This is a genomic window from Klebsiella sp. 10-1 (assembly GCF_009758445.1).
Taxonomy (GTDB): domain Bacteria; phylum Pseudomonadota; class Gammaproteobacteria; order Enterobacterales; family Enterobacteriaceae; genus Klebsiella; species Klebsiella scottii.
In genome coordinates this window covers 336689-357761 of sequence record NZ_WQRE01000003.1, presented here as the reverse complement: position 1 = coordinate 357761, position 21073 = coordinate 336689, and the positions used below count along the sequence as shown (strand labels likewise).

At 57.8% G+C, this 21073-nt stretch carries 18 protein-coding genes; 12 read left to right on the top strand and 6 right to left on the bottom strand.

The window, feature by feature from the left end:
• Positions 1 to 110: 110 nt before the first annotated feature.
• A complete protein-coding gene (gene yieE / locus GO007_RS13630; protein WP_095100714.1) occupies positions 111 to 977 on the bottom strand; it encodes a DNA-binding transcriptional regulator YeiE in 867 nt (288 codons plus the stop codon).
• Positions 978 to 1156: 179 nt separating this feature from the next.
• Here yieE and GO007_RS13625 point away from each other — a divergent pair, with 179 nt between their 5' ends.
• Both GO007_RS13625 and nfo read left to right on the top strand, forming a co-directional pair.
• Positions 1157 to 2206 (top strand): YeiH family protein, encoded by a 1050-nt coding sequence (locus tag GO007_RS13625; RefSeq protein WP_095100712.1) that lies wholly within the window; start codon positions 1157 to 1159, stop codon positions 2204 to 2206.
• A 93-nt stretch (positions 2207 to 2299) separates the two neighbouring features.
• Entirely contained in the window at positions 2300 to 3157 is an 858-nt protein-coding gene (gene nfo / locus GO007_RS13620) for a deoxyribonuclease IV (protein WP_095100710.1), read from the top strand.
• 78 nt (positions 3158 to 3235) lie between these two features.
• Here nfo and fruA read toward each other — a convergent pair whose 3' ends face one another.
• Genes fruA through fruB form a run of 3 tightly spaced genes read right to left on the bottom strand, consistent with a single transcriptional unit; the run spans position 3236 to position 7007 of the window.
• Entirely contained in the window at positions 3236 to 4921 is a 1686-nt protein-coding gene (gene fruA / locus GO007_RS13615) for a PTS fructose transporter subunit IIBC (protein ID WP_095100708.1), read from the bottom strand.
• 16 nt (positions 4922 to 4937) lie between these two features.
• On the bottom strand, positions 4938 to 5876 hold the full coding sequence (gene fruK / locus GO007_RS13610; RefSeq protein WP_095100706.1) for a 1-phosphofructokinase: 939 nt from the start codon (positions 5874 to 5876) through the stop codon (positions 4938 to 4940).
• Positions 5877 to 7007, bottom strand: coding sequence for a fused PTS fructose transporter subunit IIA/HPr protein (gene fruB, locus GO007_RS13605; protein WP_095100704.1), 1131 nt, complete (start codon positions 7005 to 7007; stop codon positions 5877 to 5879). It lies immediately after the preceding gene.
• A gap of 332 nt (positions 7008 to 7339) precedes the next feature.
• On the opposite strand from fruB, the gene setB reads away from it, so the two are divergent.
• The gene (setB, locus tag GO007_RS13600; protein ID WP_095100702.1) at positions 7340 to 8521 is read left to right on the top strand and encodes a sugar efflux transporter SetB; all 1182 of its coding nucleotides are present in this window, start codon (positions 7340 to 7342) and stop codon (positions 8519 to 8521) included.
• A gap of 25 nt (positions 8522 to 8546) precedes the next feature.
• Here the strand turns inward: setB and GO007_RS13595 are convergent, their stop codons facing one another.
• Positions 8547 to 8801, bottom strand: coding sequence for a YkgJ family cysteine cluster protein (locus GO007_RS13595; RefSeq protein WP_095100701.1), 255 nt, complete (start codon positions 8799 to 8801; stop codon positions 8547 to 8549).
• Positions 8802 to 8949: 148 nt separating this feature from the next.
• Between GO007_RS13595 and yeiP the strand changes: the two genes are divergently transcribed.
• Entirely contained in the window at positions 8950 to 9522 is a 573-nt protein-coding gene (gene yeiP, locus GO007_RS13590) for an elongation factor P-like protein YeiP (RefSeq protein ID WP_041146493.1), read from the top strand.
• An 89-nt stretch (positions 9523 to 9611) separates the two neighbouring features.
• On the opposite strand, the gene uxuA is transcribed toward yeiP, so the two are convergent.
• Positions 9612 to 10802 carry a mannonate dehydratase gene (gene uxuA, locus GO007_RS13585; protein ID WP_095100699.1) on the bottom strand — a complete coding sequence of 397 codons (1191 nt, stop codon included), beginning with the start codon at positions 10800 to 10802 and terminating at the stop codon, positions 9612 to 9614.
• Between the two features lie 206 nt (positions 10803 to 11008).
• Between uxuA and GO007_RS13580 the strand changes: the two genes are divergently transcribed.
• The 8 genes from GO007_RS13580 (at position 11009) to GO007_RS13545 (ending at position 21072) form a co-directional block, all read left to right on the top strand.
• Positions 11009 to 12475, top strand: coding sequence for a mannitol dehydrogenase family protein (locus GO007_RS13580; protein ID WP_095100697.1), 1467 nt, complete (start codon positions 11009 to 11011; stop codon positions 12473 to 12475).
• A gap of 121 nt (positions 12476 to 12596) precedes the next feature.
• The gene (locus tag GO007_RS13575) at positions 12597 to 13574 is read left to right on the top strand and encodes a CobW family GTP-binding protein (RefSeq protein ID WP_095100695.1); all 978 of its coding nucleotides are present in this window, start codon (positions 12597 to 12599) and stop codon (positions 13572 to 13574) included.
• 42 nt (positions 13575 to 13616) lie between these two features.
• On the top strand, positions 13617 to 14324 hold the full coding sequence (locus GO007_RS13570) for a phosphatase PAP2 family protein (RefSeq protein ID WP_095100693.1): 708 nt from the start codon (positions 13617 to 13619) through the stop codon (positions 14322 to 14324).
• Between the two features lie 424 nt (positions 14325 to 14748).
• The gene (gene mepS / locus GO007_RS13565; RefSeq protein WP_095100691.1) at positions 14749 to 15321 is read left to right on the top strand and encodes a bifunctional murein DD-endopeptidase/murein LD-carboxypeptidase; all 573 of its coding nucleotides are present in this window, start codon (positions 14749 to 14751) and stop codon (positions 15319 to 15321) included.
• Positions 15322 to 15506: 185 nt separating this feature from the next.
• A complete protein-coding gene (locus tag GO007_RS13560) occupies positions 15507 to 17078 on the top strand; it encodes a cyclic di-GMP phosphodiesterase (RefSeq protein ID WP_095100689.1) in 1572 nt (523 codons plus the stop codon).
• A gap of 59 nt (positions 17079 to 17137) precedes the next feature.
• On the top strand, positions 17138 to 18943 hold the full coding sequence (locus GO007_RS13555; RefSeq protein ID WP_095101341.1) for an extracellular solute-binding protein: 1806 nt from the start codon (positions 17138 to 17140) through the stop codon (positions 18941 to 18943).
• A gap of 9 nt (positions 18944 to 18952) precedes the next feature.
• The gene (locus GO007_RS13550; protein ID WP_095100687.1) at positions 18953 to 20047 is read left to right on the top strand and encodes a microcin C ABC transporter permease YejB; all 1095 of its coding nucleotides are present in this window, start codon (positions 18953 to 18955) and stop codon (positions 20045 to 20047) included.
• Complete coding sequence (locus GO007_RS13545; RefSeq protein ID WP_095100685.1) at positions 20047 to 21072, top strand: microcin C ABC transporter permease; 1026 nt, start codon at positions 20047 to 20049, stop codon at positions 21070 to 21072. The genes GO007_RS13550 and GO007_RS13545 overlap by 1 nt, the downstream gene beginning before the upstream one ends.
• Position 21073: the final 1 nt, after the last annotated feature.

Genomic DNA, 21073 nt, shown 5'->3' with positions numbered 1-21073 from the left:
ATAAGAGAGGTTCATGATCGAACATGGATTATTAGTAAAGCACTAAATCGTGGAATTGCCAGCAATAATCCCCCACCTCTCTTCATCCGAACGCCCCGGCCCCCGCGTTTTTACACCTCGCAGTAACGCAGAAAACGCTGTAATGCTTTGGAAATATGCTTCTGGCGATGATGAATCCGCCACAGGGTGCGGGTTAAAGGCGGTAACGGCACGCTCAGCTCAACCAGCGATCCCACCTCCAGCTGTTCGGCGATAACCCGCCGCGAAAGGCAGCTAATTCCAAGGCCATGACGTACGGCATGCTTGATAGCCTCGGAGTTGCCTAGCTCCATCCCCAGTTGAAACGCCGGCAGGTGCGATAGCAATAAATAGTCGACGATTTCCCGGGTGCCCGAGCCGTGTTCGCGCAGGATCCACGGCGCCTCCGCCAGCCGCTGCAGCGTCACCTCGCCCTCCAGCAGCGGCGAGCCGGGAGCGGCAAACACCACCAGCTCATCCGCCAGCCACGGTTCGGCGATGATATCCGCCGCGTGGCACGGCCCCTCAATCAGCCCGATATCCACCCGCAGATCGGCCACGGCGTTAATCACGTCCTGGCTATTGCCGACGCTCAGCTCCAGCGGCAGATCGGGGAAATCGCGGCGATAGCGGGCAATGATTTCCGGTAAAATATAGTTCCCGATAGTGCTGCTGGCGTACACGCGGATCGCGCCGTTATCGCCGCGAAACAGCTGCTCGATTTCAATAGCGCGTTCAAGCAGCGCCAGCGCGCGCGGGTAGAGCAGCCTGCCGTGCTCATTCACCACCAGCCGCTTGCCGACGCGATCGAAAAGCTGCACTCCCAGCTGACCTTCCAGATCGGTCAAGGCCGCGCTGACCGCTGACTGCGAAAGCGCCAGCATTTGCGACGCCTGGGTGGTTGAACCGCTCTTGAGAACTTCAGCAAAAACTTCCAGCTGCCGTAGCGTGATATGCATAACCCTTCCTTGCTCGTCTATCCGACATCGCCCTTCGCAATCCCGACGGCCGGCGCGTAACGCCGCGCGGAACCGCGAACAGGCTCGTTTACCACTTATTACGATTAATTATAAATATATAATCAATTTTATATTTAAACCAGCGAGTCGTAATCTTTACGCAGACAAAGGAGAAGGTTATGACAGCACTCACTTTACCGACAAAACATCGCCCGCTGTGGCATTTCGCCCCAGGACTGGCGCTTACCGCCGTTGTGACCGGCGCTGCGCTCTGGGCTGGCAGCTTTCCCGCTATCGCCGGCGCCGGCTTCAGCGCGCTGACGCTGGCCATCCTGTTCGGCATGGTCGTCGGCAATACGCTCTACCCGAAAATATGGCAACCCTGCGACGGCGGCGTGATCTTTGCCAAACAGCACCTGCTGCGTCTCGGTATTATTTTATACGGCTTTCGCCTGACGTTCGCGCAGATTGCCGATGTTGGCGTGAGCGGCATTGCCATTGACGTTCTGACGCTGGCCAGCACCTTTTTTATCGCCTGTATCCTCGGGCAGAAAATCTTCGGTCTGGATAAGCATACCAGCTGGCTGATTGGCGCCGGCAGCAGCATCTGCGGCGCAGCGGCGATTCTGGCAACGGAACCGGTAGTCAAGGCGGAGGCCAGTAAGGTGACCGTCGCCGTCGCCACGGTGGTAATTTTCGGTACGCTGGCTATCTTCCTCTATCCGGCGATGTATCCGCTGCTGGCGCACTGGTTTACGCCGGAAACCTACGGCATTTATATGGGCTCGACCATGCATGAGGTGGCGCAGGTGGTCGCTGCGGGACACGCCGTTAGCCCGGACGCAGAGAACGCGGCGGTCATTGCCAAAATGCTGCGCGTGATGATGCTGGCACCGTTCCTGCTGTTCCTCGCCGCCCGCGTTAAGCAGCTGGCCCCGGCCGGCAGCGACGAGCAAAGTAAAATCACTATCCCGTGGTTTGCCATTATGTTCATCCTGGTGGCGGTATTTAACTCCTTCCACCTGCTGCCAAAAGCAGCGGTCGACATGCTGGTGACCCTCGATACCGTAATGCTGGCAATGGCGATGGCCGCCCTCGGGCTGACCACCCACGTCAGCGCGCTGAAAAAAGCCGGCGCCAAACCGCTGCTGATGGCATTGATGCTGTTCGTCTGGCTGATTGTCGGCGGCGGCGCGATTAACCTGGCGGTTCACGGCCTGATGGCCTGACCGGAAGCAGACAGACGACAGCATTCGTTGATGTAACTCTTCAGTTAAGCCGCTATCATTACCCACCCCGCAGCGGCTTAACTGGAGTTTTTTATGAAATATATTGGAGCGCACGTCAGCGCCTCCGGCGGAGTGGCCAATGCCGCCATTCGCGCAGCCGAAATCGGTGCGACCGCGTTCGCCCTCTTCACCAAGAACCAGCGCCAATGGCGCGCCGCCCCGCTGAGCGACGAAACTATTGCTGAATTCAAAGCCGCCTGCGAAAAATACCATTTCGGTCCCGGGCAAATCCTGCCGCACGATAGCTATCTGATCAACCTCGGCCACCCGGTCGAAGAGGCGCTGGAAAAATCCCGCGAAGCGTTTATTGATGAGCTGACCCGCTGCCAGCAGCTAGGGCTGACGCTGCTGAACTTCCATCCCGGCAGCCATCTGCAGCAGATACCGGAAGAGGAGTGCCTGGCGCGCATTTCCCGCTCGATCAATATCGCGCTGGAAAAAACCGAAGGCGTGACCGCGGTTATCGAAAACACCGCCGGCCAGGGCAGCAATCTTGGATTTAAGTTTGAGCATCTGGCCGCCATTATCGACGGCGTGGAGGACAAATCCCGCGTCGGCGTGTGTATCGACACCTGTCACGCCTTTGCCGCCGGGTACGATCTGCGTAGCGCCGAAGAGTGTGAGAAAACCTTCGCCGATTTCGAGCGGATCGTCGGCTTCAAATACCTGCGCGGGATGCACCTGAACGATGCGAAAAGCGCCTTCGGCAGCCGCGTCGACCGCCACCATAGCCTGGGGGAAGGTAATATCGGCCATGACGCTTTCCGCTGGATCATGCAGGACAGCCGCTTCGACGGTATTCCGCTAATTCTGGAGACCGTGAATCCCGATATCTGGGCGGAAGAGATTGCCTGGCTGCGGGCGCAGCAGACGGCGGAAGCCTCGGCCTGAGGTCGATGCCGGGAGAATCCCAACTGCTAAAAAAAGAAAGGGCCGAATTATCGGCCCTTTTGCTTATCAAGGTTTTACTCAGGCTGCTTTTTCAACCGCCTGCACTTCCGGACGCTTCAGCACCGCGTAGGAGAGACCGGCAACCAGCGTACCGGCAACAATCGCCAGCAGGTAGCCGAGCACCGGCGTAATGGCACCAGGGATCAGCAGAACAAACAGACCGCCGTGCGGCGCCATCAGTTTGGCACCAATCGCCATGGAGATGGCACCGGTTACCGCCCCGCCGACGATACAGCATGGCAGCACGCGCATCGGGTCACGAGCGGCGAACGGAATGGCCCCTTCAGAGATAAAGCACAGTCCGAGCACCAGGGCCGCTTTACCGCCTTCACGCTGGCCTTTGTCAAACTTATTACGCGCCACCAGCGTCGCGATACCCATCGCCAGCGGCGGTACCATGCCTGCGGCCATAATCGCCGCCATCGGCGCGTAGGTCTGAGTACTCAGCAGCCCGACGCCAAAGGCGTACGCCGCTTTGTTCACCGGACCGCCCATATCGGTACACATCATTGCCCCGAGGATCGCGCCCAGCAGGACCGCATTGGCCGTCCCCATAGTTTGCAGCCAGTGGGTCAGACCCGCCAGAATACCGGCAACCGGCTTACCGATCAGGTAGATCATGGCCAGACCGACAATCAGGCTGGAAACCAGCGGAATGATCAGAATCGGTTTCAACGCTTCCATGCTCGGCGGCAGCTTCAGCTTCGTGCTGATCAGTTTAGCCACGTAACCGGCAAGGAAGCCCGCAATGATCCCGCCAATGAAGCCGGAACCGCCGCTCACCGCCAGCATACCGCCGATAAGACCCGGCGTCAGGCCCGGACGGTCGGCGATGGAGAAGGCAATGAAGCCCGCCAGCACCGGAACCATCAGCGCAAAGGCTGAACCGCCGCCGATCTGCATCAGCGCCGCCGCCAGCGTATCCTTCACTTCAAATGCCTTAATCCCAAAGGCGAAGGAGAGCGCGATACACAGGCCGCCCGCCACCACCATCGGCAGCATGTAGGAGACGCCGGTCAGCAGATGACGATAGGCGCCGCCGCCCTCTTTCTTCGCGCTATCCGCCTGCTGTCCGCTCGGCCCGGAAGGCTGATACGGTTTGGCTTCCAGCTGCGCCTTTTCAAACTCCTGGGCGGTTTTCTTCAGCGCCAGGCCGGTAGTGGTGCGATACATTGGCTTACCGGCAAACTTCGCCAGGTCAACTTCAATATCCGCCGCAACGATAACCAGATCGGCCTGCGCCACCTCTTCTGGCGTAATCGCATTGCCCGCGCCGACGGAGCCGCGCGTTTCAACCTTCACCCACCAGCCGCGTTTTTTCGCTTCGGTTTCGATAGCCTCTGCGGCCATAAAGGTATGCGCCACGCCGGTTGGGCAGGCGGTAATTGCGACGATGCGTTTTGGGCCGCTGGCCGCAGCGGGTGCCGCAGCCGGCGCGCTGTAAGGGGTCGCATGGCTTTTCGCCTCGCCGAGGAACAGCTCCGGGTGGGCAACGGCGCGGTTAATATCGCCGAGATACACCTTTTTACCGTTCAGCGCGCTGTCAGCAGGCAGCGTTGAGCCGAGGACGATAGCCAGCTCCGCATCGTTCGGGTTATCAATCAGTTCGAGTTGCGCTTTTTGCGCCGCGGTGCTCAGCAGGGTTTTCGCCATATAGGCGCGAGCCTGTCCGAGTCCGGCATCAATAATCAGCAGCGTTTTCATTATGCCTCTCCTGCTGTTAATTAAACGGTTGTAAGTCGACGCGCGCCATCATTGCGGCCAACTGGGTACGATCGGTAATACCAACATTGCTCTGGCTAACCGCCAGGGCTGCAACGGCCGTGGCCAGGCGCAAAGTATGCTCGCTGGATTCACGCATCAGCAGGCCGTAAATCAGGCCGCCGACCATAGAATCGCCGGCGCCGACGGTGCTGACCACTTCGACTGAAGGCGGCTTGGCGATCCATTCGCCGGAGGCGTTAACCCACAGCGCGCCCTCTTCACCCAGCGAGATAACCACGTGGGCAATCCCCTGCTCGCGCAGCGCGTGGGCGGCGTCAATAACGTCTTTCATTTCAGGCAGCTTGCGGCCGGCCCAAATCTCCAGCTCGCGGCGGTTTGGTTTAACTAACCACGGCGCGGCCTTCAGGCCGGCAACCAGCGCTTCGCGGCTGCTGTCGAAAATAATGCACGGACACTGGCTGCGCAGGCGGATCATCCATTCGGTGAAGGCCTCAGGGCTGACGCCTGACGGCAGGCTGCCGCTGACGCAAACCATGTCGAACTGACCCAGCCAGCTCAGGGAATCATTGACGAAGCGCTCCCAGTCACCCTGAGTCACCTCAAAGCCGGAGAAGTTAAAGTCGGTGACTTCACCGTCTTTTTCCGTCAGCTTGACGTTGATACGGGTACGGCCCTGCACAACCTGGAAGCGGTTGGCAATCCCCAGCTCGCTAAACAGCTGCTGAAAGCCATCCTGATTATCTTTGCCGAGGAAGCCGCCGACGGTGACGTCGATACCGAGATCTTTCAGTACCTTCGCAACGTTGATACCTTTTCCGGCTGCATGCAGGCCGGTGGTGCGGACGAGGTTGACTTCGCCGCGCTCAATTTCCGGCGTGAAACCCACCAGATCGTATGCCGGGTTTAAAGTAATCGTTGCTACACGTCTGCTCATTTATGCGCCCTCCCCAAGGCCTGCGGCGATAGCTTCGCCAATCGCATCCAGCGCTTGTTGCGCATCTTCACCCTGCGCGGTAAAACGCAGACGGTGACCTTTCTTCACTCCCAGCGCCACGACCTTCATCAGGCTGCGACCGTTTGCCGGCTTGCCGGAACCGTCGAGGTTGGTGACGGTAATGTCGCTGGAGAATTGTTTGATAGTATTAACCAGCATGGTGCCCGGACGCGCGTGCAGCCCGTGCTCATTGCGCACGACAAATTCAGCGCTCAGCACGTCTTCGGCAATCGCATCATCGCTGGTCAGCAGCGCCAGCAGCGTGGCGCCGTCGGCCTTCAGCAGGCGGTCAGCTTTTTTGTCAATCAGCAGGTTGCTCAGGCGACTGAGCACCGCGGTCGGCTGTTCGTCGGCCATCGCGACGGTAATCAGCAGCGACACCGGCTGTTCATCAGCGGTAAATGCGCTGGCGGCGCGGCTCACGGCAACGGCGCTACGCAGGTTGCCTTCAGCACTGTCGTTCAGCCAGATGCCCTGACCCAGGTTCAGCGGCTTATCGTTAATGGTGCGGCTCACAAACGCGGCGTCAACGGCGCCGGCTTCTTTCAGCCGCGCGGCGTTCAGCGCCTGCAGGGTCAGCAGATCGCTGGCCACGATATCAAGGCTCAGCGTGTCGTTATCCAGCTTCAGCACTTCGCTCTGCTTTTCACCCATCAGCAGGGCGCGCAGCTCTTCAGCCGTCGTGGCGGACCTGAGCTGCTCCGCGACCGAATCATCGCTGAGCACGTGCGTCAGCTGACGCAGTAATCCGAGATGCTCATCCGAGCTGGCGGCGATACCAATCGCCACGTAGGCCGTCTGCCCTTCCCCCCAGGTTACGCCCTGCGGGAACTGATAGACCTGAACGCCGGTTTTCAGCACCTGATCGCGCGTGTCGGTGGTACCGTGCGGAATGGCAATCCCGTTACCAAGGAAAGTGGAGGTCTGCTGCTCGCGCGCCAGCATCCCGTTAACGTAGCCTTCCGCCACGTTGCCTGCGCTTACCAGCGCAGAAGCAACCTGACGAATCGCCTCTTCTTTATTACCGGCCTGCTGACCGGGATGAATATCCTGCACAGATAACTGGAACATGGATCTCCTCTCCTGCTGAGTTGAATCGTTTCAGCTGTTTAGCGAAAAAATGCGTCATCCTGCAGCTGAAGAAATTCCTGATGACGCTGAAACGTTTCAATGAGTCTGTACCTTTATTAATCACCGCGCAAGATAAGTTGTCAGCCTGATAACAGAAGTTAGAGATAACGCACATTTTTGCTGAAGCCGTATCGCAAGACCGGCCTCAGCTTCAGCATTTTGCTGAACGCAATATTTTGAAACGCCTTTTTGATTTATTAGTGCCATACTACTGTTCATTTTCTGACTGGCGGCGTAAACTCCGCGACTCCTGAAACCACAGATAACCGCACATGCAAAACAGTAGCGCCGCCCTTCCCCGACGCGGGTTCGATTTAACCTCTTCCGCCTTCCTGATTGTCGCCTTTCTGACCGGGATTGCCGGCGCGTTGCAAACGCCAACCTTGAGTCTGTTTTTGACCAATGAAGTGCACGTGCGCCCGGCGATGGTCGGCTTCTTTTTTACCGGCAGCGCGGTAATCGGCATTCTGGTGAGCCAGTTTCTCGCCGGGCGCTCGGACCGCCGCGGGGATCGTAAACAGCTGATCGTCTTCTGCTGCCTGCTGGGCGTGCTGGCCTGCCTGCTGTTTGCGTGGAATCGCAGCTACTTTGTTCTGCTTTTCGTCGGGGTATTTCTCAGCAGCTTCGGCTCCACCGCCAACCCGCAGATGTTCGCCCTTGCCCGCGAGCATGCGGATAAAACCGGCCGCGAGGCGGTGATGTTCAGCTCGATTCTGCGCGCCCAGGTGTCGCTGGCGTGGGTTATCGGTCCGCCGCTGGCCTACGCGCTGGCGATGGGTTTCGGCTTTACCGTGATGTACCTCAGCGCCGCTGTCGCCTTCGTATTCTGCGGTGCGATAGTCTGGTTCTTTCTGCCCAGCATGCGCAAAGAGCCAAAAGCGGCCGCGGGTCAGCTGGAAGCTCCGCGCACCCATCGCCGCGATGCGCTGCTGCTGTTCAGCGTCTGCACGCTGATGTGGGGCATCAACAGCCTCTATATCATTAATATGCCGCTCTATATCATTAATGAGCTGCACCTGCCGGAGAAGCTGGCGGGTTTAATGATGGGCGCAGCCGCCGGCCTCGAAATACCGACGATGCTGATCGCCGGCTATTACGCCCGCCGCTTCGGCAAGCGTTTTCTGATGCGCGCGGCCGGCGTCGCCGGGCTGCTTTTTTACGTCGGCATGCTGCTGGTTCATACGCCTGGGCTGCTGCTGGCGTTACAGTTGCTGAACGCTATTTTCATTGGCATCCTGGCGGGAATTGGCATGCTCTATTTTCAGGATTTAATGCCGGGCCAGGCGGGAGCGGCGACCACGCTGTACGCCAATACCATTCGCGTCGGCTGGATTATTGCCGGGTCGCTGGCCGGCGTGGTCGCCGAGATCTGGAGCTATCACGCGGTATTCTGGATTGCGCTCGGCATGGGGGCGATCGCCCAGCTGTGCCTGTGGCGCATCAGGGACATTTAAGCCGCAGAGATAAAACGGCGCGCCGCTAGCTGGCGGTGAGCCGTTCGAGATGAATAAGGTACGCCATTGCCTCATCGCGTCGGGTGCCGCACATTTCGCGCTCTGGCTGCAGGCTGCCGCAAACTTTGGGGCGCAGCGGTGAGCCAAAGATATTGCACAGGTTGCCCGCAGACAGCTGTACGCACCGCGTGTTCGCGGGTTTGCCGTCAGGCATGCCGGGTATCGGGGATGAGATGGAGGGGGCGATACAGCAGGCACCGCAGTCAGTACGACATTCCATAGATGGTTCTCTTAACGGCGCTTTTTCAGGCTCAGCCTAAACGTTTTATCCGAAGATAGCAAAACGCGTGAATTCCACTTGCCTGAAAGGCCCGGCGCGAGTAGTTTTACGCGATATTTTTGACCCTTTACGTTACAGGATTACCGCAATGCCAAGAGCGAATGAAATTAAAAAAGGTATGGTGCTGAATTACAACGGCAAGCTGCTGATTGTGAAAAATATTGATATTCAGTCACCGAGCGCCCGTGGCGCAGCAACGCTGTACAAAATGCGTTTCGCTGACGTACGTACCGGTCTGAAGGTTGAAGAACGCTTTAAGGGCGACGATATTGTTGACACCGTGACCCTGACTCGCCGCTACGTTGACTTCTCCTATGTCGACGGCAACGAATACGTGTTTATGGATAAAGAAGATTACACCCCGTATATCTTCACCAAAGAGCAGATTGAAGAAGAGCTGCTGTTTATTCCGGAAGGCGGCATGCCGGACATGCAGGTTCTGACCTGGGATGGCCAGCTGCTGGCGCTGGAGCTGCCGCAGACCGTTGATCTGGAAATTGTTGAAACGGCTCCGGGCATCAAGGGCGCATCCGCCAGCGCTCGCAACAAACCGGCAACCCTGAGCACCGGCCTCGTGGTGCAGGTTCCTGAGTACCTGAGCTCGGGCGAACGCATTCGTATCCATATCGAAGAAAGCCGCTATATGGGCCGCGCCGACTAATCGAACGGCGGGATAATAACCGGTCACCAATGCGAAAATGCCCGTCAGTATCGCAACTGACGGGCATTTTTTTACCGACGCACGGTGGCCTACAGCAGTTCCGGATACTTCGTCATCTTCAGCGCCAGCTCTACGCCGCGAACTTCCGCCATCCCCTTCAGACGACCGATCGCCGAATATCCCGGGTTGGTTTTCTTACGCAGATCGTCCAGCATCTGATGGCCGTGATCCGGGCGGAACGGGATCGGGCGCAGATCGCCGGCGCGCTTGCGGCGCAGCTCTTCGCTCAGAATCGCATTCACCACCGCCACCATATTAACGTCACCGCTCAGGTGCGCTGCCTCGTGGAAGGTTTTCGGATTCTCTTCGCGGCAGGTCGATCGCAGATGGGTGAAGTGAATACGATCGCCGAAGGTTTCAACCATCTTCACCAGGTCATTATCGGCACGCACGCCGTAGGAGCCGGTGCACATGGTAAAACCGTTGTTAATGCTATCAACAACCTCTTTCAGCCACTGCATATCTTCGATCGTCGACACGATACGCGGCAGGCCAAGGATCGGACGCGGCGGATCGTCCGGGTGAACCGCCAGACGCACGCCCACCTCTTCACATACCGGCACGATGGCGCGCAGGAAGCGGGCCATATTTTCACGCAGCTGCTCTTTATTGATATGGTCATATTCGGCAAGACGGGTGCGGAACTGATCGAGGGTATAGCCCTCTTCGGCTCCCGGCAGGCCGGCAATAATATTGCGGGTCAGCTTTTCGACTTCCGCAGCGCTCATCGCCGTAAAATAGGCCTGCGCCTGGCGCTGCTCTTCTTCCGTGTAATCCGCTTCCGCGCCGGCGCGCTGCAGGATATGCAGCTCAAAGGCCGCAAAAGCGATTTGATCAAAACGCAGCGCTTTAGAGCCGTCCGCTAGCTGATACTCCAGATCGGTACGCGTCCAGTCGAGGATCGGCATAAAGTTATAGCAAACGGTATCAATCCCGCAGGCCGCAAGATTGCGGATGCTCTGCTGATAGTTGGCAATCCAGGTCGCACACTGCCCGCTATCGGTTTTGATCTCTTCATGCACCGGGATGCTTTCGACGACCGACCACGTCAGCCCTTTTTCCGCCAGCAGCGCCTGACGCTGCTTAATATCGTCAACGGGCCATACCTGCCCGTTCGGAATATGGTGCAACGCGGTAACCACGCCCGTTGCGCCAGCCTGTCGTACATCATCAAGCGATACCGGATCGTTCGGTCCATACCAACGCCAGGTTTGCTCCATCGCTATACCCCTTTAAAGTTGTTATACCAATAATGCGAACGTCAATGACGACTACCATACAGGCTTCACGCAAAGGATCAAATAATCCCGCTGAATTGATTGATCCAGCTCACACTAAGCGTATAAATACGGCTCACCAATTTAATTTGCTGTCATATAACTTTACACTGACCGTGTTAATCATTGGTTAATCAGGTGTGTAAATAATGACGACTATTGCTACAGCTACGCTACCGGAAGACGTGCAGCTTCCCCGCTACGATCGCAGCCAGCTGCGCTCGCGTATCGTGCACTTTGGGTTTGGCGCCTTTCATCGCGCGCACCAGGCGCTGCTTACCGACCGGGTGCTGAACGCCAGCGGCGGCGACTGGGGGATCTGCGAAATAAGTCTGTTCAGCGGCGATCGGCTGATGAGCCAGCTTCGCCAGCAGGATCACCTGTTTACCGTGCTGGAGAAAGGGGCGCAGGGCAACAGGGCTATCGTGGTCGGCGCGGTGCACGAGTGCCTGAACGCTAAACTGGATTCGCTCCCGGCGATAATCGAAAAGTTTTGCGAACCGCAGGTCGCCATCGTCTCTCTGACTATCACTGAAAAAGGCTACTGCATCGACCCGGCAAGCGGTTTGCTGGATCTCAGGCAGCCGCGGATCGTGCACGATCTGGATAACCCGACGCTGCCGCAGTCGGTGCCGGGGATTTTAGTCGAGGCGCTCGCCCGCCGCCGCGAGCGCCGCCTGCCGCCGTTTACCGTCCTCTCCTGCGATAACATTCCTGACAATGGCCACGTGGTGAAAAACGCCGTGCTGGGAATGGCGGAGAAACGCTGTCCGGAGCTGGCGCGGTGGATTGCTGAACAGGTCAGCTTCCCGGGTACGATGGTTGACCGCATTGTTCCCGCAGCCACCGACGAGTCGCTGGCGGAAATCAGCGCCGCGCTGGGCGTCGAAGATCCCTGCGCCATCAGCTGCGAGCCGTTTATTCAGTGGGTCGTCGAAGATAACTTCGTCGCCGGCCGCCCGGCGTGGGAAGCCGCCGGCGTGCAGATGACCGACAACGTGCTGCCGTGGGAGCAGATGAAGCTACGGATGCTCAACGGCAGCCACTCTTTCCTCGCGTGGCTCGGCTACCTGGCGGGCAGTGCGCATATCAGCGATTGTATGCAGGATGACGTGCTGCGCGCCGCCGCGCGCCGGCTGATGCTTGATGAACAGGCGCCGACGCTCTCTATTGAAGGCGTTGATCTGACGAGCTATGCCGACGGTCTTCTCGAACGTTTCGGCAACCCGGCGTTAAAGCATCGCACCTGGCAGATCGCGATGGACGGCAGCCAGAAGCTCCCGCAGCGCATGCTTGACGGTATTCGGGTGCACCTCGCGCGCGGCAGCCGCTGGCCGCTGCTGGCGCTTGGCGTCGCGGGCTGGATGCGCTACGTCAGCGGCGTGGACGATGCCGGTCAGCCGATCGATGTCCGCGACCCGCTGGCGGAGAAAATCCAGGCCCTGGTCGCTAGCAGCCATGAGCAAGAGCGGGTCAGCGCCCTGCTCTCCCTCGAAGAGATTTTTGGCAGCGACCTCCCGCACAGCGCAGAATTTGTCGCCAACGTGACGTCAGCCTGGCGCCAGCTCTCATCGCTGGGCGCCCGCAACGCTATCGCCGCCGCGCTGGATTCTTAACAATTTCTGCTGTTTAACGGACAGAAATATTTTCTGTCCGCCCTAACCCTTCTCTTTTCCCCTTTTTTTCGTCAGGATAGTCTCAACTGTTACAACATTACATTTGTATCCTGGAGAAAATGTGACCAAAACAAACTTGATCACGGGGTTTCTCGGCAGCGGTAAAACGACCTCGATTCTTCATCTGCTGGCCCATAAGCCTGCAGATGAAAAATGGGCCGTACTGGTCAATGAATTTGGCGAAGTTGGCATCGATGGCGCTCTGCTGGCCGATAGCGGTGCGCTGCTTAAAGAAATTCCCGGCGGCTGCATGTGCTGCGTCAACGGTCTGCCAATGCAGGTCGGGCTGAATACGCTGCTGCGTCAGGGGAAGCCGGACCGCCTGCTGATTGAGCCAACCGGGCTCGGTCACCCGAAGCAGATCCTCGATATTCTGACCGCCGCGGTCTACGAGCCGTGGATCGACCTGCGCGCGACGCTGTGCGTCCTCGATCCTCGCCAGCTTCTGGACCCGAAGGTCGTAGCCAACGAAAACTTCCGCGATCAGCTGGTCGCCGCCGACGTCATTATCAGCAATAAAACCGACCGGATGACCGCGGAAAGCGAGCGCGCCTTCAGCGCCTGGTGGCAGGAGTACGCCGGCAAACGCCTGCGCGTCAGCGCCACCCAGGGGAGCATTGACCCGGCGCTGCTGGACCTGCCGCGGCTGAATCTGCGCCCGCTGCCGGAAAGCGCGGAGCATGCGCACGGCCACGGACAGAAAAAAGGCCTGGCGGCGCTGAATCTCCCCAGCCACCAGCGCTGGCGCCGCAGCCTGAACAGCGGCCAGGGCTACCAGGCCTGCGGCTGGATTTTTGACGCTGATACCACCTTTGATACCATCGGCCTGCTGGAGTGGGCGCGCCTGGCCCCGGTGGGCCGCGTGAAGGGCGTGATGCGTATTGCCGAAGGCCTGGTGCGGATCAACCGTCAGGGGCTGGACCTTAATATTGAAACGCAAAACGTTGCGCCGCCGGACAGCCGTATTGAGCTGATCTGCGACGGCGAAGCGGACTGGAATGCACTACAAGCCACTCTGTTGAGGCTACGTTTAAGTTAGGGCGGCTATGTTTGCCCCCGTTTTACACAACACGCGACCGTTATGAATAAAACCCGAATCCCCCTTATCCTGCTGCTTAACGCCGCAGGTATTGCGCTTTTTTTATCATGGTATCTCCCCGCTAACCACGGCCCGTGGTTTCCGCTGGACTCCGCCATTTTCCACTTCTTTAACCACAACGTGGGCGTCAGCCGCGGCTATACCTGGCTGCTGGCGATTATCAACAACCGCGCTTTTGACGCCTGCTCTCTGCTGGCAATGGGAGGCGTGATGCTGAGCTTCTGGCTGAAAGAGCAAAGCGCCGGCCGCCGCCGAATCGTGATTATCGGCCTGGTGATGCTGCTGTCTGCGGTGGTGATAAACCAGCTGGCTCAGCACCTGATGCCGGTTAAACGCGCCAGCCCGTCGCTCTCGTTTAGCGGCATTGTTAAGGTAAGCGACGTGGTCTCGTTCCCGACTAAAGATGCATCGAAGGATAGCTTCCCGGGCGATCACGGGATGATGCTGCTGATTTTCGCCACCTTCATGTGGCGCTATTTTGGCCGCCGGGCGTTTGCCATTTCTCTCGCCATTTTCGTTGTTTTTGCCTTCCCGCGGGTAATGATTGGCGCCCACTGGTTTACCGATATTGCCGTCGGTTCATTAACCGCGCTGCTGATCGGCGCTCCCTGGGTTCTGCTGACGCCTCTGAGCGACAAAATGATTGCCTGGTTCGACCGAACCCTCCCGGGCGGATTGCACAAAAATTAACATTCCCGTCGCATATTATTAAATATCCATAAGGGATCGTTCTCGGTCCCTTTTTTTATGTTTCGCCATTTTTATCCCCACAATCATCTTTCTGTCACATTAATCGTCTTACAAATTAGGTAATTGCGTATTTTTCACCCATCTCTGCCGCTATTTTGTCCTTTCCCGATGATTCACTTTTTGTCGCAAAAATTCTTATAAGAAATCTCGCAAAACCGCTCGCCATCCCAGTGTTGATAGGGTAATCTCATTCTCGTTTTGCCTTTCCAGCAACGTAAAACCGGCAGCAGAATTAATTTGTGCGTCACTGCACAAATTTAGGTTTAAGGAATTGTCTCATTGCTGGCAGGTATTTAGGCTCTAACACGTTTGGCATTTTTTATAACGACATTGTCGTTAAGGACAACAAGGGAAAACAAACAACATGGTCAAATCTCAGCCGATTTTGAGATATATCCTGCGGGTCGTTCCCGCGGTTGCAGTGGCAGTTTTGCTCTCTGCCTGTAGTTCGACCAGTAGTACCGCAAAGAATATGCATTCTGAGACGCTTGCTGTGGGTAGTGGCGATTTGTCATCACTGCAAGCCTCTCAGGATGAATTTGAAACAATGGTCAACAATCTGGACGTTAAGTCCCGTTTAATGGACCAGTATGCTAGCTGGAAAGGCGTGCGTTACCGCCTTGGCGGTAGCACCCGGAAAGGCATCGATTGTTCAGCATTCGTGCAGCGTACCTTCCGCGAACAGTTTGGTCTGGAACTGCCGCGCTCAACTTCCGAGCAGCAGGATTCCGGTAAGTCGATTTCACGCTCCCAGCTGCGTACAGGCGATTTAGTCCTGTTCAGAGCGGGTTCCACTGGCCGCCATGTAGGTATCTACATCGGCAACAGCCAGTTTGTTCATGCTTCCACCAGCAGCGGTGTGACTATCTCCAGCATGAACGAGCCGTACTGGAAAAAGCGCTATAACGAAGCGCGCCGCGTGCTGAGCCGTTCCTAACCTCTTCTGTCGTCAGTTTTCCCTTGGCTGACGAACGGAAATTAAAAACACTGCTGAGGCAGTGTTTTTTTTTGCTCATTGCCCCGCAAAGCCGCAATATAAGCTATGTCTTTTAATGGAGATGGTGAAATCGTTTTTCTGTCACCCCATTTGCGCGCCTCATAAACACGGACTGACTATAGCCTATGCTTACCCGCTACTTCTCACCCCGGCGTAAAATCTGGCTGACCAGCACACTCATTGGGATTTTCGTCGCCCTGCTGGCCGGTAGCATTCAATTTATGGTTATCTACCACAACCGGTCTGAACGCTTTGACTTCATCATCAACAACGTCAACGGTTACCTGAATGAATACTTTCACGAGCTTAATCATACGATTACCGTGCTGCAGCCGCTGATTGACCAGAAGTGTGAGAATATCGCGTCGGGCCTGACCGCGCATGCCGCCTTCAGCCCAAACGTTCGGGCGTTTCTGCTGGTTAAAAATGGCCAGGCATTTTGCTCTTCGGCAACAGGTCCAATGAACAGCCCCCTGGCACAGCTCATTCCCCAGCTCGATATCAGTAAACCTGTCGATATGGCCATCCTGCCGGGTACGCCGATGATGCCAAAAAGCTCGGCGCTGGCGATGTGGGTACGCAGCCCGCACGGCGGTAACGACGGTATTTTCGTGTCAATCAATACCAACCTGACCCCCTATATTCTCTATTCTGCCCGGCAAAATGACTTCAGCGGCATTGCGCTGGTGGTCAACAACAACAGCATTTCGACCTTAAGCAACGGGCTGGTTAACCCAAAAACGACGCTCTCAGAGCCGATTCGCGAAGTGCAGATCAAGGGGCTGCCGCTCAAGGTTTATCTCTACGCCAACAGCTGGCTGGCTGAAAATACCCAGTACGCGCTGCTGTTAGGCGTGGTATGCGGGCTGCTGGCGGGGCTACTGGGCTATTACGTGCTGACGATCAAATCCGATCCGCGAAAAGCGATCCTGGTGGGAATAAAGAACGACCAGTTTTACATCGTCTATCAGCCGGTCGTTAAAGCCGATACGCTGCACATTAGCGGCGTTGAGGTACTGATGCGCTGGCGGCATCCGGTCGCCGGCGAAATTCCTCCGGATGTCTTTATCAACCTGGCTGAAACCCAGGAAATGATCGTCCCGCTAACCCATCATCTGCTGGCGCTGATCGCTCGCGACGCGCCCACGCTGCAAAAGATCCTGCCGGCGGGGAGTAAGCTCGGGCTGAATATCTCCCCGGCCCACATGCATGCCGACAGCTTTAAGCCGGATTTACAGCGCTTCGCCGCCGCCCTGCCGGTTAACCACTTTAGCGTGGTGCTGGAGATAACCGAACGCGCGATGATCGATAAGCACCGATCGCTGGCCATCTTTGACTGGCTGCATGAGCAGGGCTTTGAAATTGCGATTGATGATTTTGGCACCGGCCACAGCGCGCTGATCTATCTTGAACGCTACAACTTCGACTTTTTGAAAATCGATCGCGGCTTCGTGCAGGCCATCGGTACCGAAACCGTCACCTCGCCGGTGCTTGATGCCGTGCTGACGCTGAGCCGCCGCCTGCAGCTCCTGACCGTTGCCGAAGGGGTTGAAACGCCTGAACAGGCAGAGTGGCTGCGCAAGCACGGCGTACACTATCTGCAGGGCTACTGGATAAGCCGGCCCCTGCCGCTGGAAACGCTGCTCGCCGCGCATGAAGAACCGGCGAAATACTTCGCCGCCTCCGGGCGTTCCTGATAATTTAGTCTATGGACGGGCCCGCAGAGGGCCCGCCGACAGAGGATAACAACCTGGCTATGTTTGTGCGTATTTGTCTGATATTAATTACTTTTATTAGCCTTAACGGTCAGGCGCAGACCGTGAAAGAGAGCAGCAGCTTCGCGATTATCGGCGAGCCGAAATACCCTGACGGCTTTAGCCATTTCGCCTACGCCAACCCAGCGGCGCCAAAAGGCGGGAGCATCACGCTCGCCACCATTGGCACCTTCGACAACTTCAACCGCTATGCGCTGCGCGGCAATCCCGGCGTGCGCACCGATGCCCTGTACGATACCTTATTCACCACCTCCGACGACGAAGCGGGCAGCTACTATCCGCTAATCGCCGACGGGGCGCGCTACGCCGAGGATTTTTCGTGGATAGAGATTACAATCAACCCGCAGGCCCGCTTTCATGACGGCACGCCGATCCGCGCCAGCGATGTCGCATTTACCTTCCAGAAATTTATGACCGAAGGCGTCCCGCAGTTTCGCCTGTACTACAAAGGCACAAGCGTCAAGGCCATCGCCCCGCTCACCGTGCGCATTGAGTTAGGCCAGGCGGGCAAAGAGAACATGCTCAGCCTGTTCACCCTGCCGGTGATGCCGGAAAAATTCTGGCGCGACCATAAGCTCAGCGATCCGCTCTCCACCCCGCCGCTGGCCAGCGGCCCCTATCGCATTACCGACTGGCGGATGGGTCAGTACATCGTTTACTCGCGCGTTAAAACCTACTGGGCGGCCAATCTTGCGGTCAACCGCGGACGCTGGAACTTCGATACGCTACGCTACGACTACTATCTCGACGATAACGTCGCCTTTGAGGCCTTTAAGGCGGGGGCGGTAGACCGGCGGGAGGAGACGATGGCCAAAAACTGGGCCACCCGCTACGTGGGGCGCAACTTTACGCGCGGCTACATCGTGAAGGATGAGTATCAGAATACCTCGGCGCAGGATACCCAGTGGCTGGCATTCAACATTCAGCGCCCGGTGTTTGCCGATCGTCAGGTACGCGAAGCCATCACCCTCGCCTTCGATTTTGAATGGATGAACAAGGCGCTGTTTTACAACGCCTACAGCCGCGCCAACAGCTACTTCCAGAATACCGAGTACGCGGCCCGCGCGGCGCCCGATGCCGATGAGCTCGCTCTGTTGACGCCGATGAAAAACGATCTCCCACCCGAGGTCTTCACCGAGCTCTATCAGCCGCCGCGATCCGACGGCGGCGGTTTCGATCGGGCGAATCTGCTGAAGGCGGACGACCTGCTCAACCGGGCCGGGTGGGTGTTGAAAAACCAGCGCCGGGTGAACGGGAAAACCGGGAAGCCGCTGCGTTTTGAGCTGCTGCTGCCCGCGGGCGGTAACGATCGCTGGGTTCTGCCCTTTCAGCACAACCTGCGGCGTCTCGGCATCACCATGGATATTCGCCAGGTTGATAATTCCCAGTACAGCAATCGCCGCCGCAGCCGGGATTACGATATGATGCCCGTGGTCTGGCGGGCGACGCCGTGGCCCGGCACCGACCTGCAGATCTCCTGGGACTCGGCCTATATTCACTCCAGCTACAACGCGCCGGGAGTGCAAAGCCCGGTCGTGGATCGCCTCATCGCGCAGATTATTCGCTGGCAGGGCAATAAGCAGAAGCTCCTGCCCTTAGGCCGTGCGCTGGATCGGGTGCTCACCTGGAACTACTACATGCTGCCGATGTGGTATATGGCGCAGGACAGAACGGCCTGGTGGGACAAGTTCTCGTTCCCGCCAACGCGGCCGGTTTACTCCTCCGGCTTTGACAGCTGGTGGTATGACGTTAACAAAGCGGCAAAACTGCCCGCGGACAGACGCTAAGGAACGACGATGGGCGCATACCTGATCCGCCGACTGCTGCTGATTATCCCCACCCTGTGGGCGATTATCACGATCAACTTTTTTATTGTCCAGATTGCCCCCGGCGGCCCGGTCGATCAGGCCATTGCCGCCATTGAGTTCGGCAATCACGGCGGGATGCCGGGCGCGGGCGACAGCGGAATGGCCGCCAGCCACGCGCGCACCGGCGTTAGCAACGTCAGCGAGGGCCACTATCGCGGCGGGCGCGGCCTCGACCCGGAGGTCATCGCCGAGATAACCCATCGCTACGGCTTTGATAAGCCCATCCACGAGCGCTACCTGAAAATGCTCGGCGACTACCTGCGCTTTGATTTTGGCGACAGCCTGTTTCGCAGCGCCTCGGTGCTGCAGCTGATCAAAAACAGTATGCCGGTCTCCATTAGCCTCGGCCTGTGGAGCACGCTGATTATCTACCTGGTGTCGATCCCGCTCGGCATCCGTAAAGCCGTCAGCAACGGCAGCCATTTTGATATCTGGAGCAGCACGCTGATCATTATCGGCTACGCGATCCCGGCATTCCTGTTCGCGATTCTGCTGATCGTTATTTTCGCCGGAGGCAGCTATTTCGACCTGTTCCCGCTGCGGGGGCTGGTCTCCGCCAATTTCGATAGCCTGCCGTGGTATCAGAAGATCCTCGACTACCTCTGGCACATCACGCTACCGGTGCTGGCGACGGTGATTGGCGGCTTTGCGGCACTCACTATGCTGACCAAAAACAGCTTCCTGGATGAGATCCGCAAGCAGTACGTAGTCACCGCCCGCGCCAAAGGGGTGAGTGAAAAACAAATTTTGTGGCGCCACGTGTTCCGCAACGCCATGCTGCTGGTTATTGCCGGTTTTCCGGCGATGTTTATCAGCATGTTCTTTACCGGTTCGCTGCTGATTGAGGTGATGTTCTCCCTCAACGGCCTGGGGCTGCTGGGCTATGAGGCGACGGTTTCACGCGACTATCCGGTCATGTTTGGCACATTGTATATTTTTACGCTAATTGGTCTGCTGCTTAATATCGTCAGCGATATTTGCTACACGCTGGTCGACCCGCGTATCGATTTTGAGGGCCGCTGATGTCTTTTTTGAGTCCCGTCAATCAGGCCCGCTGGGCGCGTTTTCGCGACAACCGCCGCGGCTACTGGTCGCTTTGGCTGTTTTTAATCCTCTTCGTCTGCAGCCTGGGCGCGGAGCTGATTGCCAATGATCGTCCGCTGCTGGTGCAGTACCGCGGCAGCCTGTACGTTCCGCTATTAAAAGAATATAGCGAGAAGACCTTCGGCGGCGACTTCGCCACCGCCGCCGACTATCAGGACCCGTGGCTCCAGAAACAGCTCGACAGCCACGGCTGGGTGCTGTGGGCGCCGGTGCGCTTCGGTGCGACGACCATCAACTTTGCGACCCAATCCCCCTTCCCCTCTCCGCCGTCGCCGCAGAACTGGCTGGGCACCGACGCCAACGGCGGCGACGTGCTGGCGCGCATCCTGTACGGAACGCGGATCTCAATCCTGTTCGGCCTGCTGCTGACGCTCTTTTCCAGCGTCCTCGGCGTGCTGGCGGGCGCCATCCAGGGCTACTACGGGGGCAAAATAGACCTCTGGGGGCAGCGCTTTATTGAAGTGTGGTCGGGAATGCCAACGCTGTTTTTGATAATCCTGCTCTCCAGCGTCGTGCAGCCCGGCTTCTGGTGGCTGCTGGCTATTACCGTCCTGTTCGGCTGGATGACGCTGGTGGGCGTGGTGCGCGCCGAGTTTCTGCGCACCCGTAACTACGACTATATCCGCGCGGCGCAGGCGCTGGGGGTTAACGACCGCAGCATTATCCTGCGGCATATGCTGCCCAACGCGATGGTCGCCACCCTCACCTTCCTGCCGTTTATTCTCTGCAGCTCGATTACCACCCTGACCTCTCTGGATTTTCTTGGCTTCGGCCTGCCTCTGGGCTCGCCCTCGCTTGGCGAGCTGCTGCTGCAGGGGAAAAACAACCTGCAGGCGCCGTGGCTGGGGATCGCCGCCTTTTTGTCCGTCGCGGTGCTGTTAACGCTTTTAATTTTCATTGGTGAAGCGGTTCGCGACGCCTTCGACCCCAGTAAGGCGGTATAAG

Bases quoted from the DNA above. Each gene is read 5' to 3' on its own strand.
- fruB (WP_095100704.1), bottom strand. From the start codon at position 7,007: ATGTTCCAGTTATCTGTGCAGGATATTCATCCCGGTCAGCAGGCCGGT.
- mepS (WP_095100691.1), top strand. From the start codon at position 14,749: ATGGTCAAATCTCAGCCGATTTTGAGATATATCCTGCGGGTCGTTCCC.
- GO007_RS13595 (WP_095100701.1), bottom strand. From the start codon at position 8,801: ATGGAATGTCGTACTGACTGCGGTGCCTGCTGTATCGCCCCCTCCATC.
- fruK (WP_095100706.1), bottom strand. From the start codon at position 5,876: ATGAGCAGACGTGTAGCAACGATTACTTTAAACCCGGCATACGATCTG.
- yieE (WP_095100714.1), bottom strand. From the start codon at position 977: ATGCATATCACGCTACGGCAGCTGGAAGTTTTTGCTGAAGTTCTCAAG.
- GO007_RS13560 (WP_095100689.1), top strand. From the start codon at position 15,507: ATGCTTACCCGCTACTTCTCACCCCGGCGTAAAATCTGGCTGACCAGC.
- GO007_RS13570 (WP_095100693.1), top strand. From the start codon at position 13,617: ATGAATAAAACCCGAATCCCCCTTATCCTGCTGCTTAACGCCGCAGGT.
- GO007_RS13555 (WP_095101341.1), top strand. From the start codon at position 17,138: ATGTTTGTGCGTATTTGTCTGATATTAATTACTTTTATTAGCCTTAAC.
- GO007_RS13580 (WP_095100697.1), top strand. From the start codon at position 11,009: ATGACGACTATTGCTACAGCTACGCTACCGGAAGACGTGCAGCTTCCC.
- setB (WP_095100702.1), top strand. From the start codon at position 7,340: ATGCAAAACAGTAGCGCCGCCCTTCCCCGACGCGGGTTCGATTTAACC.
- GO007_RS13545 (WP_095100685.1), top strand. From the start codon at position 20,047: ATGTCTTTTTTGAGTCCCGTCAATCAGGCCCGCTGGGCGCGTTTTCGC.
- nfo (WP_095100710.1), top strand. From the start codon at position 2,300: ATGAAATATATTGGAGCGCACGTCAGCGCCTCCGGCGGAGTGGCCAAT.
- GO007_RS13625 (WP_095100712.1), top strand. From the start codon at position 1,157: ATGACAGCACTCACTTTACCGACAAAACATCGCCCGCTGTGGCATTTC.
- fruA (WP_095100708.1), bottom strand. From the start codon at position 4,921: ATGAAAACGCTGCTGATTATTGATGCCGGACTCGGACAGGCTCGCGCC.
- yeiP (WP_041146493.1), top strand. From the start codon at position 8,950: ATGCCAAGAGCGAATGAAATTAAAAAAGGTATGGTGCTGAATTACAAC.
- uxuA (WP_095100699.1), bottom strand. From the start codon at position 10,802: ATGGAGCAAACCTGGCGTTGGTATGGACCGAACGATCCGGTATCGCTT.
- GO007_RS13550 (WP_095100687.1), top strand. From the start codon at position 18,953: ATGGGCGCATACCTGATCCGCCGACTGCTGCTGATTATCCCCACCCTG.